This window comes from Proteus sp. HMSC14B05, from assembly GCF_001808035.1.
GTDB lineage: Bacteria > Pseudomonadota > Gammaproteobacteria > Enterobacterales > Enterobacteriaceae > Proteus > Proteus mirabilis.
On record NZ_KV791964.1, the window covers coordinates 64,170 to 81,053 of the forward strand.

A 16,884-nucleotide genomic window follows, 5' to 3' on the forward strand; every position below is an offset into this window, starting at 1 on the left:
TAAAAGCATAACCCTCGCACCCTATGGTAAAAATGCTGGAGGAAGGCAAAAATGAATATTATTTTTTATCATCCTTTTTTTGATGCAAATACATGGATAAGTGGAATGAAAGCACGACTTCCTGACGCGCATATTCGTGTTTGGGAGCATGGTGATGATAAGCCTGCTGATTATGCAATGGTCTGGCTTCCTCCCTATGAAATGTTAGCAAGCCGTAACCAATTAAAAGGTATTTTTGCACTTGGTGCGGGTGTTGATGCCATTTTAAAGCAAGAGCAACAAAAACCAGGCACATTACCCGCTGGGGTTCCGGTAATGCGCTTAGAAGACACGGGTATGGGTTTGCAAATGCAAGAGTATGCCATTGCTAAAGTGATGTATTATTTTCGCCGTATGGATGATTATAAACGTCAACAATCACAACGCTTATGGAAACAACTCCCCGCACATACTTATCATAATTTTGTTATTGGTGTTTTGGGTGCAGGTGCATTAGGCGCAAGTGTAGCGACTAAGCTTGCTGAACTTGGTTTTAACGTGCGTTGCTGGAGTCGTAGTAAAAAGCAAATTAATCAGGTAGAGAGTTTTTATGGTAACGATCAACTGAGCGATTTTGTTAAAGAGTGTCAGTTGTTAATCAATCTATTACCTTATACACCACAAACTCATGGTATTTTAAATTTCTCGCTTTTTGAACAGCTTAAACCTTCTTCTTATTTAATTAATTTGGCAAGGGGAGCACATCTTGTTGATCAAGATCTGCTAGAAGCTATCGATCAAGGTTATATTGCTGATGCCTCTTTAGATGTATTTAGCCAAGAGCCATTACCGGGTATGCATCCGTTTTGGACTCATCCTCGTATCTCTATTACACCGCATATTGCTGCTTTTACTATTCCAGATATTGCAATGGATACAATTGTTGAAAATATTCAACGTATTGAAAAGGGCGAAACACCTTTTGGTGTTGTGGATATGAAAAGTGGCTATTAAATAATATAGATATAATATATATATAAATAGACAATAAATTTTATTTTATTGTCTATTTTTTTTCCTAAACTTTCAAAAAAAGAACTTTTTCTAAATTTTAGATAATATAATAAAAAATAGGCTATAAAAGATATCTCTTATAATATGTCTTATCGATGATACCTCATCTGCTTGAAATGTTGAGGTGTTTATGATTGATAAAATAATGACATATGTTAATAAGTTAACAGAGGTTGGTGTTTTTAATAATTATAAATCAACAAATTATATTTCCGATGTGTCTAATACCCCTGCTGTATATAATACAAATATTAAACAGTTTAGCTTAAATAATGTAAATAATTATGTTTATCTTGGATCAACAAATAGTCCACTACTTAATAATATGGGAATTACCCTTGATGATGATGGAACCTTAATGTTAATAAAAGGGAAAACATATGATTTATTTACCGGATTAATTCAAAAGTACTTTAATGGAGGTTTTAAATATAATGTATTTCATATCAACTCTCAACATGGTGATGATATAAAATTTAAAGAACTATATGTCGATTATAATGGGTTTTTAATTGGGAGTAAGAGAGATAGTTCAGGAAATAATAATGAACTTTATAAAATAAAGTTTAAAAAGATTGAAGGTGAATATAATTTAAGCGATGACGCCACCGATAATACTAATATTAATTTTATTATTGAATATGAAAAATATGAAATAGAAGATAGTTTAAAACATGATTTATCTAATATTAATAATATTATAGAGAAAGAAGAAGGAAATGTATTAAAAATAAATAGAGAAGGGATGCCTATTACTATAAATTTACAAGATAATAAACTTTTTACATATGGCTTACCACCAACGCTAATGCCTAAAGAGGATGACGTAGATGGTAAGAGTAAAAAAAATGAAATAAAATTGCCATTAAAATCAAAAGATAAAATATTAGCGATAAAACCGGTGTTAAATAAAATCCAACTTGTGGTTGATAAAGGTAATAAAATAAAAATATATTACTTTGATCCTCTGCATATTTTTGCATTAAAAGATTATCATTATGAAATCACTCGTTTAACTCAAGAGCCACCGTTATCTTTTTATTCAATGGTTGGAGAAAATAACTATAAAAACTATCACTCAGGACAGCCATTTTCTACTCAAAAAATAGGTAATTTTAGTGCTAAAAATATTCCCTTTTTTTCGTCGGCTATTGATAATGCAAGGGTTCACTTTGATAGAGCAAAACAACAATATGCATTAAAAAAATATGGTGCAATGGTAAAAGATATCGCGAAAAGTCTTGATCCTGGTTTTAGAGGGATGTTTTCTACTATAAAAGCTATAGTTAATTCTGCTACATTACCGAGAACAATTAAAACAGATGCTCTAAATGATGTAAAAAAAGCGATTAAACATGATTATCATCTGCTTAATAAATATATTACTGGAATTAACAATGGTAAATCTCAAGGTGAGGTTGTTTATTCTTTAGTAGAACAATTAAATGATAAAGAGAGTATTACAATTAGCCAATATAATGATATCCGTGCATTCTTTGGCATTAGTGCATTTAATTTACCTAAAAGCATTGATGTAAATGCATTTCTTTTAGCTAATTATGCAAAAACACATGCTCTGACAATTTCAAAAAATAAGCAAGATGAAGTTGTATTCTCATTTGTAAATAAAATGGATGCGGGGATTGCTACGGGCTTATCTGCTGGGGTTTTTAGCTATGATCAAAAATGGAGAGAAGGGCCGATTGATTATGGTTTTGTTACACCGTTAATGGCCAGTGTGATACTCGATTATCATTATGAAAAAAAATCTAATTTTTCATTTAAAATTCAACCAAAAGATTTAGTCGAATTTATTAATCAAGGGGTATCTCTTACAGAGAGTGAACTTAAGGATAATGCAACGCTGGAATTTAATAGAACACAAAACGCGTCATTAGGTGTTGAACTTAGAAGTGAAGCTAGTTTTGATGTGGGAGTTTCTGCTAATGAAAATATAGAATTAAATTTACCGAGAAATGCGGTTGGTGCTAATCTCTCTTTAAAAATAATAAATGTCATTCACAATATAAATAAATTTATTGGTCATGGAGAAACCAAAGCAAAACAGTTGGAAAAAAATGTTGATGTTGAGTATTTTAGCGGAAGTTTTGAATTATACCGAGATTTAAAATTTACACCTTCAGCGACAAAAGCATCGCATAATATTCACTGGTATCCATTGACATCATTGAAAAATTTTGAAGTCATGTTAGAAAAAAGAGTTAATTCACTATTTAAACATAGAATTTATGATGGCAAAATAAAACAAGACAAAAAAGAATTTGAAGCACATAAAAATAATTTAAAAGGACTTTATAAAAGAGTACTTAAAATAAATAAGCTATTTGATAAATACCCTGTTCAATACGATGTTAAAAGAAGTATAAATAAACTTGATCATGTTTATTTACAGTTGGATGCAAATAAGAAATTAAAAAACAAACTAAATCCACAATTGATGGAGAATGATCTTTCTCTCAAGAGTGATGTAATAGATAACTCAATAGATCTAGTACACAATAATAACAGAGTACAACAATTCTTAGCTGATTTAACAGAAAAGAAAAAAATACTTTCTTCACAGCAAAAAAATAATATGAATGAAAAATTTACGCCATATTTTATTTCTAAATATCAGCTAAATAGTGAGGGGAGAGCGCGTTATACAGTGCTTGAAACTCAACTGGAAGAGCTTATCAATGAGGTGAAAACCGATGAAAATCTAACAGTTAATGATATAAAAGATAAATTAGATAATTTCTATAATAATGCGAAACAAGAGTTAAATAATATTGTATATCAGCTTAATTCAATAGATGTGATGTCTATAAGTGAACTCGCTGATAAAGCAAAATCATTTCCTCTTGCTTTTTTACGATTAGAAAGCAAAAAGTCTATTATGCATCATCAAGTTAAAGGTGAAATTAATTTTTTATATGATGAATATGAAAAGCAATTGGATAAAATAACTACCAATTATTATTTTCAGTAAACCATTTATTTTTCTTATCTTTGTTTGGGGTGATGTATAACGCAATATATTATTATTCAATGCTTTTTAGTTTTTTATAGTAGCCCTCTATGGAATAATATCTTATATTTCAATGTGTTTTTCTTTTTTATAGAGTTTAGTTCTAATAAATTCATGTAATCGAAAGGATAAGTTTATTAGATTGTCATTTGGCCTAATATGGTGCTATAAGATAGTTTCCCCTGTTAATCAGACAATATGACTAATGAATATAGCAAGTCTTCTTGAACAAATTGCAGATAAAGGTTGGTGTGTATGGGATGATTTCCTTACACCTGAGGCGGTTAAACAATTGCGTGCTTGTTTTGGTAATGATGCACAACAAGCACGTATAGGACGTCATGAAAACCTATTAGCAGAAACCACGATACGCAGTGATAAAATTCGTTGGCTAGAGCCGCAAATGGGAGAGCCAGTTCAACATTACCTTATGCAAATGGAAAGCATTCAACGAGCAGTTAATCGTGAGTTCTTTTTAGGGCTGTTTGAATATGAAGCGCATTTCGCTTGTTATGAAAAAGGTGCTTTCTATAAAAAACATCTTGATGCATTTAAAGAAAATGTCACAAGACGTTTAACGACAGTGTTATATCTTAATGATGAATGGACACAACAAGATGGTGGAGAGCTAGTTATCTATGATCTGGATGATAATCAATTAGCGACAGTCGCCCCTCAAGGTGGTCGTTTAGTGGTTTTTCTTTCAGAACAATTTCCACATGAAGTATTACCTACTCATAAAGAAAGGATCAGTATTGCAGGGTGGTTTCGAGTTAATGGTGTCAGAGATAATTTTCTCGATATCGCCAGCTAAATGATGCAATAAAGTGTTATTGTCGTAATAGAAATAACATGGGATTAGGCGCGTTTCTTATATTAGGTTATATAGCTTAATGATAAGAGCGCGCTTTTTCTGTTATTAATGACTGAAAATAATGTGTAATTAATGGAATAGAGTGAAAAGAGAATAAAGAAAATTGTTGATTTTCTGGTGGTTAACAGGACAATAAAACCAAACTTTATGGGGTAAAAATAGAATGAATGAATTTTCGATTGTCTGCCGTCTATTAGGTACATTATTTCAACGTGCACCGAGTGATGCTATTTTAGCACCGATCATAACCATGATAGCGGAAGATAAACTAAGCCAATTATGGCCATTAGAGCAAGATGAACTATTCAAAACGTTAAAAAGTAGCGTAGCTGATTTAGCGGCAGTAGAAGCTGACTACCAATCGCTTTTTGCTGACCCAATACCCGCAGTATCTCTTTATGCACATGATTACGGTGATATAAAAGAGCAAGATATTCGTCAATTCTTAGTCACTCGAGGTATGCCTGTCACCGGATCAGCGACAGATAGCTTTGGTGCGTTGTTACTTGCCGCTTCTTGGCTTGAAGATAATGCCGCACAAGATGAAGTATTAGCACAAACACAGCTATTTGATAACTATCTATTACCTTGGGCGGGAACTTTTTTAGGTAAGGTTGAAGCGCATGCTAAAACAAATTTTTATCGTACTTTAGCAGCAATTACGCGTGGTGCACTTTCTGCATTACGAGAAGAATTATCAGATGAAGAAGACGAAAAATAAATAATCAAATCCTATAATAAAAACGTTGATGTTTTGAACGACACCCTAGAATAGCTATCTTATTTGGGTGCCGTTCCGCTTATTGCGCATGTTATGGCTAGAAAATAATTAATTTATATCAGCATTAATCCTATGACTCATCATCATGATTAATATTCAATATATATTATAATTATTTATATTTATAAAAACCAATGCCCTTATTACGATAAAAATATTTAATTAACCATTTTGTGATTAAAGTTGGATCACAAACTTACCCGGTTTAACTTCAATCCCTTTTGCTAATTTAAAGGCAGCCGCTTCTGCACTATTTTTTTCAGGGTTGAGCACATAAACAGGCTGATTATCAAAATAAGTCGCAATAGTCGTATCTAAGTAAGGTTTTAATGCCATTACAACTGGCTCCATTTTTTCAGGAGACACTTTATAGCTATCAATTTTCATTGACTTGATATATATCGCCCCAAGCTCTGCTTGATAAAAGGGCTGGCCTGATAAAGTTAAATTCACATTCGCGCCAGTTTTGCCAAACAAAGAATCAATTTTAAGAGAAGCACTACCAGAAAAGCTCACTTTTCCAGGCTCAGTACGACCAATTTGGATCGCTAAATCACTTAATGTGATATCGGCAGAAACAACACCGTCTTCCCCAATGTGTTTTTGTAATCCCGATTTTTGACTCAGATAGTCATTAATTACTTTTTCACTGACATCAAATTGTCTGATTTGATCACAGCCAGTCACTAAACTAGTTAATACAAATAAAGCAGTCAAAAAAATAGCTTTCATACACACTCCTTGATGGTAAACACGCTAAGTGTACCTGATCTCTATGGGGTAAGCATGGCTGTTTCAATTTTTTTACGATTAAATTGTCGATGTAGTGCGTAAAGGGTGATAAATCCTATTGAGCCTAATAAAAACCAAGGTAGTTCAGGCAGTTCAAGTTGTTTGCCAATATCATACATCCATCCCCCTCCGGTATAGCCAATCGCGCCACCAAAAGCTAACCCTAATCGACTAAAACCCATATAACTGCCTCGAGCACGAGGATCTGCTAAAGAGGCACTTAATGTTTCTCGAGCAGGCTCTGCGGTAATAGTGCCTAGGTAAAATAGGGTGATAATAAGAAATATGGCATGTAATGAGTGGGTGATCCCCACAGGAAACATACTGATACTCATCAGAAATAAACCTGCCATTAAGCGTTGTTCTAGGCGAAAATGTTTTTCACTCCAACGGGCAATAGGGTAAAGCAGTGTTAATGATAATAAAGCTTCAATCGCATACATCCATTTTACTGCGCTAGGGGTGCCGGCAATTTCATTAACAACAATCGGAAACATTAGCATAACTTGTACCGACAGTACAAAATATCCCGTAAGAGTAAGAACATATTGAACAAAACGTTTATCAAGAATAACGCGTTTTAGCCCTTCTTTTATCGGTGTTCTCGTGGTTGATATACGATAGGCAGGTAGTAACCAAGCATTAAAAATAGCCGCAAGAACGAATACGCCAGCGCCAACCCAACAAACTAAATGGAAATCATAAAGGAGTAACCAACTGCCAATTAAAGCCCCAATAACGGCACCCGCACTATCTTGCATTAATAATAAAGAATAAAACCGACCGCGTTCATAAGGGCGAGTTAATTTTATCACGAGGGCAGTTCTTGGCGGATCAAATAAAGTGCCACCGAGTGCAGATAAAATACAAGATAACCAAAGGATCCAAGGTTCATCCGCTAAAGCCATTAATGCAAAGCCAAGAGCACGTAATAGCATACCGGTAATAATCATCGGCTTAGCACCAAATCGGTCGGCGATGGCACCGCCAAAAATACCTAAGCCTTGCTGAACAAGTTGTCTTAACCCAAGGGCAAAGCCGACAATCACACCCGCCCAGCCTAATTGCTCAACAAACCGAATTGATATTAAAGGGAATACGACAAAAAATCCTAAAACAACCAGCATATTGTCAAGGAGGAGAAAGTATTTCCCCAAGGTGCGAGCTTGTGTTACCAGTGCCATTATTCACCATAAGTTAAACAAATGATTTAAAATAAATAAAAGGAAGGGCAAAGACAGAGCTTTGTTTATCTATTCTGTCTGTTAATTTTATTAATTGATAGCTTATTATAGATGATATTTTTTTATTGATGATAATGCTAGAAATAGTAGGATTACTTCAGAATAAGATTAATCAAAAATACAACAGGACTGATATGTTTGGTTATCGTAGTGGGATCCCTAAAGTTCGTTTTGAAACGAAAAGAATGATCGTTCGCTTAGCTTATGAAAGAGATGCAGAGAAGTTAGCTAATTACTATACACTAAACCGCCATTTTTTGATCCCTTGGGAGCCAGTAAGAGATAAATCGCACTATTTACCTTCAGGGTGGGAGCACCGCTTACTTTATATAAATGAATTGCACCGCCAAGAGAGTGCTTTTCATTTTCTATTATTGACGCCAAAAGAAGATGAAGTCATAGGGGTTGCTAATTACAGCAATGTCATGCGTGGTGCTTTTAATGCCTGCTTTTTAGGTTATTCCGTCGGTGAGAAGTGGCAAGGGCAAGGCTATATGTCAGAAGCATTGCATGAAACATTACGCTTTATGCAACGTCAACAAGGAATGCATCGTATTATGGCAAATTATATGCCTCATAATTTACGCAGTGGTAATTTATTGGCTAAACATGGCTTTGAACGAGAAGGTTACGCTAAAAATTATCTGCAGATAAATCAAGAATGGCGTGATCATGTGCTTACCGCATTAACAACTCGTCCTTTTCCCAAAGGATAATGGCGAATATACATTAAAATATTGAGTTTTTTGACTAAGGTGAACTATTTTTTGATCAAAAAAACAGTTAAGTGTATTCCTAGCAAGTTGATGATTGATTTTTCAGTGTGAGAGACGGAGTATAGTCTCTTTCTTTTTATTCCTTACCACAACAAACACTAGAATGAACTATGAATTTACTTAAATCACTGGCTGCAGTGAGTTCGATGACGATGTTTTCACGAGTACTGGGCTTTATTCGTGATGCGATTATTGCGCGTATTTTTGGCGCAGGTATGGCAACCGATGCTTTTTTTGTTGCTTTTAAACTACCTAATCTATTGCGACGCATTTTTGCCGAAGGCGCATTTTCACAGGCATTTGTTCCTATTTTAGCTGAGTATAAAAGTCAACAGGGAGAAGAGGCAACTCGTACCTTTATTGCTTATGTATCGGGAATGCTGACGTTGATCTTAGCGATTGTCACAGTAATAGGGATAGTTGCCGCACCGTGGGTTATTTATATTACGGCACCCGGTTTTGCTGATTCAGCGGATAAATTCCAACTCACAACGGATCTATTGAAAATCACCTTTCCCTATATTTTATTAATTTCATTAGCATCATTAACAGGGTCTATTTTAAATACTTGGAATCGCTTTTCTGTTCCAGCTTTTGCACCTACGTTGTTAAACGTGAGTATGATCTTTTTTGCTCTCGTTGTTGCTCCTTATTGTGATCCACCTATTATGGCGCTTGCTTGGGCTGTTTTAGCAGGAGGAATTTTACAGTTGGGGTATCAACTTCCGCATCTGAAAAAAATAGGGATGTTGGTATTACCGCGGATCTCGTTTAAAAATAGCGGAGTGTGGCGTGTTATTAAATTGATGGGACCCGCTATTTTAGGGGTTTCTGTCAGCCAAATTTCGCTGATCATCAATACTATTTTTGCCTCATTCTTGGTGTCTGGCTCAGTCTCTTGGATGTATTACGCCGATCGCCTAATGGAACTTCCTACTGGTGTGTTAGGGGTGGCATTAGGAACAATTCTATTACCTTCATTATCTAAAAGTTTTGCCAGCGGCAACACACAAGAATATCAGAAATTAATGGATTGGGGATTAAGGCTTTGTTTTTTATTGGCTTTACCTTGTACCTTGGGTTTAGCTTTATTATCAGGCCCTTTAACCATTTCGTTATTTCAATATGGTAATTTTAATGGGCATGATGCTCTAATGACTCAACAAGCATTAGTGGCGTATTGCATTGGGTTAATGGGGTTAATTATTATAAAAATATTGGCACCGGGCTTTTATTCTCGCCAAGATATTAAAACCCCAGTTAAAATTGCCATTGCAACGCTTATTTTGACTCAATTAATGAACCTTGCTTTTGTTGGGAGTTTAAAGCATGTGGGACTGGCTCTTTCGATTGGATTAGCCGCTTGTTTTAATGCAGGAATGCTATTTTGGCAAATCCGTAAACAAGATATTTATCAGCCATTAGCGGGTTGGCCTATCTTTTTATTAAAACTTGCCATTGCGTTAGCTGTGATGAGTGCTGTATTAGTCGGTATGCTATGGGTGATGCCTGATTGGCAACAAGGGAATATGCTAATGCGTATTTTACGTTTATTACTTGTTGTTGTGGCAGGTGCCGCAAGTTATTTTGTCACTTTATATGCTGTTGGATTTAGACCGAAACATTTTTCTCTACGAGCATTATAATTTTATTGTCAAACTGGCGCCCCACTGAGTGTAACAAAGTGGGGCGTTGTCTATTTATTACCACTATTTAACATCACCTATAGTTAGTGTTTTTCTCTTATTTTAGACAAAAAATATTGTTATCTAGATCACATTTATACCATGTAATTTACGCAATAAAATACATGATTAAATTTTCTAGCGAATAGTCGTGAAGGAAAACAAGAGATAAACATTTATTTTTTTATTAATTTTTTTTCTGTCAAATAAATAAATCCTCCATTTTTTGCCTATATTAGCCCATATTTAACCGTTAATTAATAAGAAAAACTTAACATATTTTAAAGGTGATGGGTTTAGACAAATTGTGTACTTTAAGTAATATTTTACATAAAGTAAAAAAATAGACGCTATTTTCTAGCAACTTACGCTTTGACAAATTATCTTTTTTTAGATAAACTCTCTTGTGTTGTTTAGGTTTAAAAATTGACACATCTGTTAAATATTTCTTACTAAATGATGAGATATTACGAATATTTCAAAATGTTGAGCTATATTTTAAAACATTTGAATTCTTTGATTTGAGACATATTATTATTTTTTCATTCAGGTAGATTAACAGTGACTGTAAAGTTATTTGCTTGTTATCGTTCAGTACTACTGAAAGCAATCATATCTATTTTGTCTGCGCTTCGGATAGATAATGCGATTGCTAGGGATAAGCAGTGAACAGTAGATTGTGTTAATAATGAAATTTATTTTGGATCTGTGATTGGTAAGTAGTTATAACTACTCATTTTAGGTCTAAAACCTTATAGTGGTTTTTTCATTTCTCTCGTCTTTGTTTTCTGTTTTTCCCTCTCTTTTCTTATTCTTGAATACCTTTCTTTATTTTTTCTATTAATAGCTCTATAACGCAAATTATTTTCTATCTAATTTATTATAATTAACTAAGCTATCAAGCGTTATAACCGTTGAATATGTAGAATAAAAACTACTAAATAATCATTTAACGAGTATTTTATCACACTAAAAAATAAAGTGTGTTTTAGGAGCGATTATGAAAAAGGCCATTATCCTTTCGGTATCATTAGCCACATTATTTCTTGCTGGTTGTACTGCAGATGGAAAAATCAAAACCTCTCAACTGACACCCGTTAACTGTGTCGGCGTATTTAATAAAACTAATGAACAAGTCAGCTTTACGGCAAAAGATGTTGATCAGCGCTTATACAGCCCAGATAAGCCAATAGACAGTGTTGATGGTTGGATTGATGTTAAAGATGTTTTTGGTCTTCTCTGTGAGGATGTGATCACGGCTAATGAAGACTAGTGATATTAGCATCAAGGCATGGTTTATTGTTAGTTAAGATAGTAACGGTTAATCAACTCGCTATTAAGTTTCTATCTATTAAGTTTCTATAATGAAAAACCGATGGTGATTTCACCATCGGTTTTTTTAGATAAATATAATGGCTTAATTACATTCTATCGACAGTTTCAATACCTAAAGTCTCTAAGCCTTGCTTTAAGGTTCTTGCTGTTAAACGTGCTAGCTTAAGACGGCTTTGGCGTACATTGTCATCTTCGGCCGATAGAATAGGGCAGTTCTCGTAAAAACCTGAGAAGGACTGCGCTAAATCATATAAGTATGCACACATCACATGAGGTGTACCTTCACGTGCAACCTGCGTGATAGTCTCGTCAAACTGTACTAAACGTAGTGCCAGTTGTTTTTCATGAGGCTGTGTTAATGAGATAGGCTGGGTTAATGCGCTTTCATCTATATCTGCACGTTTAAAGATAGAGGCAACACGAGTATAGGCATATTGCATATAAGGTGCAGTATTACCTTCAAAACTTAACATCAGATCCCAATCGAAAATATAATCGGTGGTTCTGTTCTTTGATAAATCTGCGTATTTAACAGCACCAATGCCCACTACACGAGCAATATTATTTAATTCCTCTTCATCCATATCAGGATTTTTTTCGCGAATTAATGTTAATGCTCTTTCATGAGCCTCATCGAGTAAGTCAGTTAAACGTACTGTGCCACCCGAGCGCGTTTTAAATGGACGTCCATCTTTACCTAACATCATGCCAAACATATGGTGTTCGAGTGACATACTATCAGGAATATAGCCTGCTTTACGGACAATAGTCCAAGCTTGCATTAAATGCTGATGTTGACGTGAGTCGATGTAATATAATACGCGGTTTGCATGTAATTGTTCATGGCGATATTTAGCACAGGCAATATCCGTTGTTGTATAAAGGTAACCACCATCTTTTTTCTGGATAATGACTCCCATTGGTTCGCCTTCCTTGTTTTTATATTCATCAAGGAAAACAACAGTAGCGCCTTCACTTTCAACAGCAAGACCTTTTGCTTTAAGATCAGCAACAATACCCGGCAACATTGGGTTATAAAGACTTTCACCCATAATATCATCTTCGGTTAAAGTGACATTAAGGCGTTGATAAGTTAGCTGATTTTGTTGCATTGTGATATCGACAAGCTTGCGCCACATAGTACGGCAGTATTCATCACCACCTTGTAGTCTAACGACATAATTACGGGCACGTTCAGCGAATACTTCATCTTCGTCATAACATTTCTTAGCTTCACGGTAAAACTCTTCGAGATCCGCTAATGCCATATCTGCGGCATTTTCATTTTGCTTTTTCTCTAAATAAGCAATCAGCATACCGAATTGCGTACCCCAATCACCAAGGTGATTAGCGCGAATAACATTATGACCTAAAAAAGAGAGAGTACGTGCGCTGGCATCACCAATAATGGTTGAACGCAAGTGACCCACATGCATTTGCTTTGCAACGTTAGGTGATGAGTAGTCAATCACAATCGTTTCAGGGGTTACCTTGGTAATATTAAGGTGCTCATCCGCTAATGCGAATTCGGCTTGTTGTGCAACCCAAACGGGTGATAAGAAGATATTGATAAAACCAGGGCCTGCTATTTCAACTTTATCTGCAATATCTGTGATATCAAGGTGTTCCAGAATTTTTTCTGCGAGTTGTCGGGGTGGAATACCCATTTTTTTTGCCGCTCCCATGACACCATTCGCCTGATAGTCACCAAATTGCACTTTAGCTGACTGACGGACAAGTGGTTCGCTATCAGCAGGGGCGCCAGCAGCGCTCATCGCCATACTGATTTTTTCTGAAAGAAAAGCCTGAATATTCACCGGGTTACCTTAAATTATTGAGAAAATAAAACCTGACGACATTAGCCAGACAGGTTTTTATAAAGAATATGAATTTAACCTTGAATTTATAACATATTCTAGCTAGAACATGCTACTATCTGCGCCTTATCTTTAAGGGTTTTTCTCTGTTTTTTCTCTTAGGTTACTTATCATGGTGCTTTTTTCCGCAATTCCTTTCTTAAATAACTTAACGCAAGAGCTTCCTCTATTTGCAAAAAATTTAACTCTACTGGCGAATAAACTATCCCTCGACCTTGATGCTTATCAAACCGATCATATATCGTTACGTTGTCACGATTTGGCGTTAGCAGAACAGTGGCGTAATGGCTTAAGTCAATGTGGCGAGTGTATTTCAGATAATATGATTAATGGGCGACCTATTTATCTCTTCAAGCTAGCCTCACCTTTAACACTGTTAGGCCAGCAAATATCTATTGTTGAGTTACCTTATCCAACAGATAAAAAATACCAATATCAAGGTTGGGAACATATTGAACAGGTAATAAATGTTGCTCCTGAAAAATTAGTTGAAAAGGTGATGACATTATTACCCCATCCTTTACCTGAAGGGATTAGAATTAAAATAAGTGAACCTAAAGCTGAAAAAGAACGTTTACCTAATCCAACCGTTGCCATAACCGATGGTATCGTTACCATAAAGTATCACCCATATTCCTTACTGAAAATTGTAGAAAGTGAGTGTTGAACAACATTTTTAGAAAATAAATTGCTTGTATCAGCACAAAATTCTGATATTGGAATTGAATGAGTAACGATATTCGACAACTATTATTAACAATTACTGATAGTAGTTGCTGAGAAATATCGTTATTTTCTAATTGCTTTCTGTATTAAGGATAGAGAGGGGTGGTATGGCAAAACTGGAGATTTGCTGCTTTGGTGCAGAATGCGCACTGATCGCAGAACGTTCGGGGGCTGATAGAATTGAGCTGTGTACAAGCCCGTCAGAAGGGGGTGTAACACCGAGTTATGGAATATTAAAACAAGTCATAGATCTCGTTCGTATCCCCGTTCATCCTATTATTCGTCCGCGTGGTGGTGATTTTTGTTATAGCCAAGCCGATTTTGCTGCGATGAAAAACGATATCAGTATGATCCGTGATATGGGTTTTTCCGGTGCTGTGGTTGGTATATTAAATGAAGAAGGTCACATTGATTTACCTAAAATGGCGATTTTGATGGAATTAGCAGGGCCTTTAGCCATTACGTTTCATCGCGCTTTTGATATGTGTATTAATCCATTGCTAGCGTTAGATCAGCTGACTCAATTAGGTGTTGCTCGTATTTTAACTTCAGGTCAGCAAGCTAATGCTGAATTAGGCTTACCTCTATTAAGAACACTGAATGAAAAAACCCAAGGGCCGATTATCATGGCGGGGGCGGGAGTTCGTTTAAGTAATATTCAGAAATTTTTAGACTCGGGATTACAAGAGATCCATAGCTCAGCGGGCAAACAAGCACCCTCGACAATGAATTATCGTAAAGCGGGGGTCACCATGAGTTCAGACAGCGAAGTGGATGAATTTACCCATTATTGTGTGGATGAAGATGTGGTGGGGGCAATGAAGGATATTATGAGTATTTATACAACATCTGTTAATTAATATAATCTTTTATAAATCGAAAGGGAGTGATAGTGTTTCACTCCCTTTATTAAACTTATTGACCAATAGCTAGATTATTAATAGCCAGACCAATCCAAGATGGAACGGGGCGATGTTTTCCGTCAGGTTGTGTTATCAAAGAGCACCACAAACCTGCTTCGTTACAAGATGAATCAGGCCTTGTATCACCTCTTACTGTGAATTCATCTGCCTTTAAAGCCAGCGCAGCTGAGCCACCGCCATCTAACTCCATAGATTGCGCAATGCTAAGGCCATAATATAAATGATGCAGATCATTGCGGCTTATTCCCTCTCTATAACTACCACCTTGGAAAATATAAATAAGGCTATTGTTATCATCAGCACCCATTGCGAGTCGGGTTGTCTCTGAATCGCCAGAATCAGGGGTAGGGAGTGGTGTTAATCCGCGAACAGGTAAACCGGAGCCTGATATAGCAATAAAGTGATATCCTGATAAAGAGAGTTCATTGGCATACAGTTCAATCGCAGGATCAGATACTTTTTTGCTATAGTAGATATCTATCCTAGATGTTTGATCTAACACCCAAAACAGTGCATCTAATGCGATTTGCTCATTATTGTTATTGATAAAGTAATTAGGCCCTGCAAAAAACTGATTGGGCTCGTTATGAGTACCATGAGTGGGCCCTTGCGCGATATTATCGTAATATATCCCTAATGGCACTGAGCAAAGATTACTCTGCCAAGTGGTGTTATTGAGTTGAGGACGAACATCAAAATAGTTTGCATTTAAAGCCACTAACGGTTTATCTAGTTTGTTCCATGCCTGTTCTGGGGTATAAAGCTCCGCTGTCTGTGAAGTGCCATCCTGTGTTTTAGCATTTGTATTACCTTCGCAGCGGGCTGCCTCGCCTTGATGAGTATCACCTAATAGATGAGGAATAAGGTATTTTTCTTTTTCATGGATCCTAGGAATAATCAGTAGATTGCCGTTATTGGCTAATGTATAGGTTCCTGAGCCTGCATTCATTGGTATTTCATAATGACCACCAAAAACGATATGACTTGGTTTTCCTGTTGTTAACGTTTCTGATTTTGCGTTCTCAATGAGAGAAAGCATTGCATTATAGGTGATATGAGATTCGATATAAGCCTCGCCATTACGAGCATTATCCCCTGTTATCTGAAATGAACCTACTGCTTTACCATGCTCCCTAAAAATAAGCCATATCTGTTTTATATCTACGTTATAATCTCCCGAACGCACTGCGCTAAACTGCAATCTCTGCACATGTTCATCTATGTTATTAATATTTTCTGTTGATCTTATTTCTTGTGTTTTCCCTGTTAATTTATGAGTGGCATTGGCGATAATATCAATAGTTATCCCATCGTATTTCGCCCCTTTAAAGGATATCTTGTGTAGATAAACATCGATAAATAATGGTCTTAGATCTTTTCTATCACAAATATCAGTACTTAACTTTAAACTGACCGATTTATTATTGATATTTCGATTAGACATATTCACTTCTTTTCTTCCCCAGCAATTCCATTTTGCTGCTGGTGCGGGACTATTATCTTGCTTTGATGGCATAGTGGCAGAGAAGGCAGGAAATATACTGCACCCTATAATAATGGCTAATAAATAATGTTTTAACATAAAGTTTTCTCCATTTAGCTAACAATAATTTGATAAAAATTAAAATAGATCTTCATTAATAATGAATAAGTTAAAGATTAAAGTTAGCAAATGTTTTACTGCTTTTTATATTATAAAATTCCTCACAGTGGAGAATAATATTGAAATAGTGTTTATTGAGTTAAGTTTTATAATTAACAGACTGTTAAAAATAAATATCCAAAAA

At 35.4% G+C, this 16,884-nt stretch carries 13 protein-coding genes; 9 read left to right on the plus strand and 4 right to left on the minus strand.

Annotated elements, in window-relative coordinates; translation table 11 throughout:
• The first annotated feature begins 51 nt into the window (after nucleotides 1-51).
• The 4 genes from ghrA (at nucleotide 52) to HMPREF3129_RS01995 (ending at nucleotide 5,679) form a co-directional block, all read left to right on the plus strand.
• On the plus strand, nucleotides 52-993 hold the full coding sequence (ghrA, locus tag HMPREF3129_RS01980; RefSeq protein WP_036918236.1) for a glyoxylate/hydroxypyruvate reductase GhrA: 942 nt from the start codon (nucleotides 52-54) through the stop codon (nucleotides 991-993).
• A gap of 190 nt (nucleotides 994-1,183) precedes the next feature.
• Nucleotides 1,184-4,045 carry a hypothetical protein gene (locus tag HMPREF3129_RS01985; RefSeq protein WP_036918238.1) on the plus strand — a complete coding sequence of 954 codons (2,862 nt, stop codon included), beginning with the start codon at nucleotides 1,184-1,186 and terminating at the stop codon, nucleotides 4,043-4,045.
• A gap of 244 nt (nucleotides 4,046-4,289) precedes the next feature.
• Nucleotides 4,290-4,898, plus strand: a complete 609-nt coding sequence (locus HMPREF3129_RS01990) for a 2OG-Fe(II) oxygenase (RefSeq protein WP_036918240.1) — start codon at nucleotides 4,290-4,292, stop codon at nucleotides 4,896-4,898.
• A 223-nt stretch (nucleotides 4,899-5,121) separates the two neighbouring features.
• Nucleotides 5,122-5,679, plus strand: a complete 558-nt coding sequence (locus HMPREF3129_RS01995) for a TorD/DmsD family molecular chaperone (RefSeq protein WP_004247971.1) — start codon at nucleotides 5,122-5,124, stop codon at nucleotides 5,677-5,679.
• A gap of 237 nt (nucleotides 5,680-5,916) precedes the next feature.
• On the opposite strand, the gene HMPREF3129_RS02000 is transcribed toward HMPREF3129_RS01995, so the two are convergent.
• Both HMPREF3129_RS02000 and mdtH read right to left on the minus strand, forming a co-directional pair.
• Nucleotides 5,917-6,471, minus strand: a complete 555-nt coding sequence (locus HMPREF3129_RS02000) for a lipoprotein (protein ID WP_004247972.1) — start codon at nucleotides 6,469-6,471, stop codon at nucleotides 5,917-5,919.
• Nucleotides 6,472-6,512: 41 nt separating this feature from the next.
• Nucleotides 6,513-7,715 carry a multidrug efflux MFS transporter MdtH gene (gene mdtH, locus HMPREF3129_RS02005; RefSeq protein WP_004242700.1) on the minus strand — a complete coding sequence of 401 codons (1,203 nt, stop codon included), beginning with the start codon at nucleotides 7,713-7,715 and terminating at the stop codon, nucleotides 6,513-6,515.
• Nucleotides 7,716-7,909: 194 nt separating this feature from the next.
• Between mdtH and rimJ the strand changes: the two genes are divergently transcribed.
• The 3 genes from rimJ to HMPREF3129_RS02020 all read left to right on the plus strand — a co-directional run bounded on the left by rimJ (nucleotide 7,910) and on the right by HMPREF3129_RS02020 (nucleotide 11,509).
• Nucleotides 7,910-8,491, plus strand: coding sequence for a ribosomal protein S5-alanine N-acetyltransferase (gene rimJ / locus HMPREF3129_RS02010; RefSeq protein ID WP_004251376.1), 582 nt, complete (start codon nucleotides 7,910-7,912; stop codon nucleotides 8,489-8,491).
• Between the two features lie 170 nt (nucleotides 8,492-8,661).
• Nucleotides 8,662-10,197, plus strand: a complete 1,536-nt coding sequence (gene murJ, locus HMPREF3129_RS02015; protein WP_004242702.1) for a murein biosynthesis integral membrane protein MurJ — start codon at nucleotides 8,662-8,664, stop codon at nucleotides 10,195-10,197.
• A 1,039-nt stretch (nucleotides 10,198-11,236) separates the two neighbouring features.
• The gene (locus tag HMPREF3129_RS02020; RefSeq protein ID WP_036918251.1) at nucleotides 11,237-11,509 is read left to right on the plus strand and encodes a hypothetical protein; all 273 of its coding nucleotides are present in this window, start codon (nucleotides 11,237-11,239) and stop codon (nucleotides 11,507-11,509) included.
• 148 nt (nucleotides 11,510-11,657) lie between these two features.
• Here the strand turns inward: HMPREF3129_RS02020 and argS are convergent, their stop codons facing one another.
• Entirely contained in the window at nucleotides 11,658-13,388 is a 1,731-nt protein-coding gene (gene argS / locus HMPREF3129_RS02025; RefSeq protein WP_012367856.1) for an arginine--tRNA ligase, read from the minus strand.
• Between the two features lie 172 nt (nucleotides 13,389-13,560).
• Here argS and HMPREF3129_RS02030 point away from each other — a divergent pair, with 172 nt between their 5' ends.
• Together HMPREF3129_RS02030 and cutC are read left to right on the plus strand one after the other, a co-directional pair.
• On the plus strand, nucleotides 13,561-14,115 hold the full coding sequence (locus HMPREF3129_RS02030) for a VOC family protein (RefSeq protein ID WP_004247977.1): 555 nt from the start codon (nucleotides 13,561-13,563) through the stop codon (nucleotides 14,113-14,115).
• Nucleotides 14,116-14,281: 166 nt separating this feature from the next.
• Nucleotides 14,282-15,034 (plus strand): copper homeostasis protein CutC, encoded by a 753-nt coding sequence (gene cutC, locus HMPREF3129_RS02035; RefSeq protein WP_004242710.1) that lies wholly within the window; start codon nucleotides 14,282-14,284, stop codon nucleotides 15,032-15,034.
• 55 nt (nucleotides 15,035-15,089) lie between these two features.
• Here cutC and HMPREF3129_RS02040 read toward each other — a convergent pair whose 3' ends face one another.
• On the minus strand, nucleotides 15,090-16,679 hold the full coding sequence (locus tag HMPREF3129_RS02040; protein WP_004247978.1) for a phosphodiester glycosidase family protein: 1,590 nt from the start codon (nucleotides 16,677-16,679) through the stop codon (nucleotides 15,090-15,092).
• Between the last annotated feature and the right edge of the window lie 205 nt (nucleotides 16,680-16,884).

Coding starts and splice junctions, on each gene's coding strand:
- HMPREF3129_RS02030 (WP_004247977.1), top strand. CDS start 13,561: ATGGTGCTTTTTTCCGCAATTCCTTTCTTAAATAACTTAACGCAAGAG.
- HMPREF3129_RS02020 (WP_036918251.1), top strand. CDS start 11,237: ATGAAAAAGGCCATTATCCTTTCGGTATCATTAGCCACATTATTTCTT.
- mdtH (WP_004242700.1), bottom strand. CDS start 7,715: ATGGCACTGGTAACACAAGCTCGCACCTTGGGGAAATACTTTCTCCTC.
- HMPREF3129_RS01985 (WP_036918238.1), top strand. CDS start 1,184: ATGATTGATAAAATAATGACATATGTTAATAAGTTAACAGAGGTTGGT.
- cutC (WP_004242710.1), top strand. CDS start 14,282: ATGGCAAAACTGGAGATTTGCTGCTTTGGTGCAGAATGCGCACTGATC.
- HMPREF3129_RS01995 (WP_004247971.1), top strand. CDS start 5,122: ATGAATGAATTTTCGATTGTCTGCCGTCTATTAGGTACATTATTTCAA.
- ghrA (WP_036918236.1), top strand. CDS start 52: ATGAATATTATTTTTTATCATCCTTTTTTTGATGCAAATACATGGATA.
- HMPREF3129_RS01990 (WP_036918240.1), top strand. CDS start 4,290: ATGAATATAGCAAGTCTTCTTGAACAAATTGCAGATAAAGGTTGGTGT.
- HMPREF3129_RS02000 (WP_004247972.1), bottom strand. CDS start 6,471: ATGAAAGCTATTTTTTTGACTGCTTTATTTGTATTAACTAGTTTAGTG.
- HMPREF3129_RS02040 (WP_004247978.1), bottom strand. CDS start 16,679: ATGTTAAAACATTATTTATTAGCCATTATTATAGGGTGCAGTATATTT.
- murJ (WP_004242702.1), top strand. CDS start 8,662: ATGAATTTACTTAAATCACTGGCTGCAGTGAGTTCGATGACGATGTTT.
- rimJ (WP_004251376.1), top strand. CDS start 7,910: ATGTTTGGTTATCGTAGTGGGATCCCTAAAGTTCGTTTTGAAACGAAA.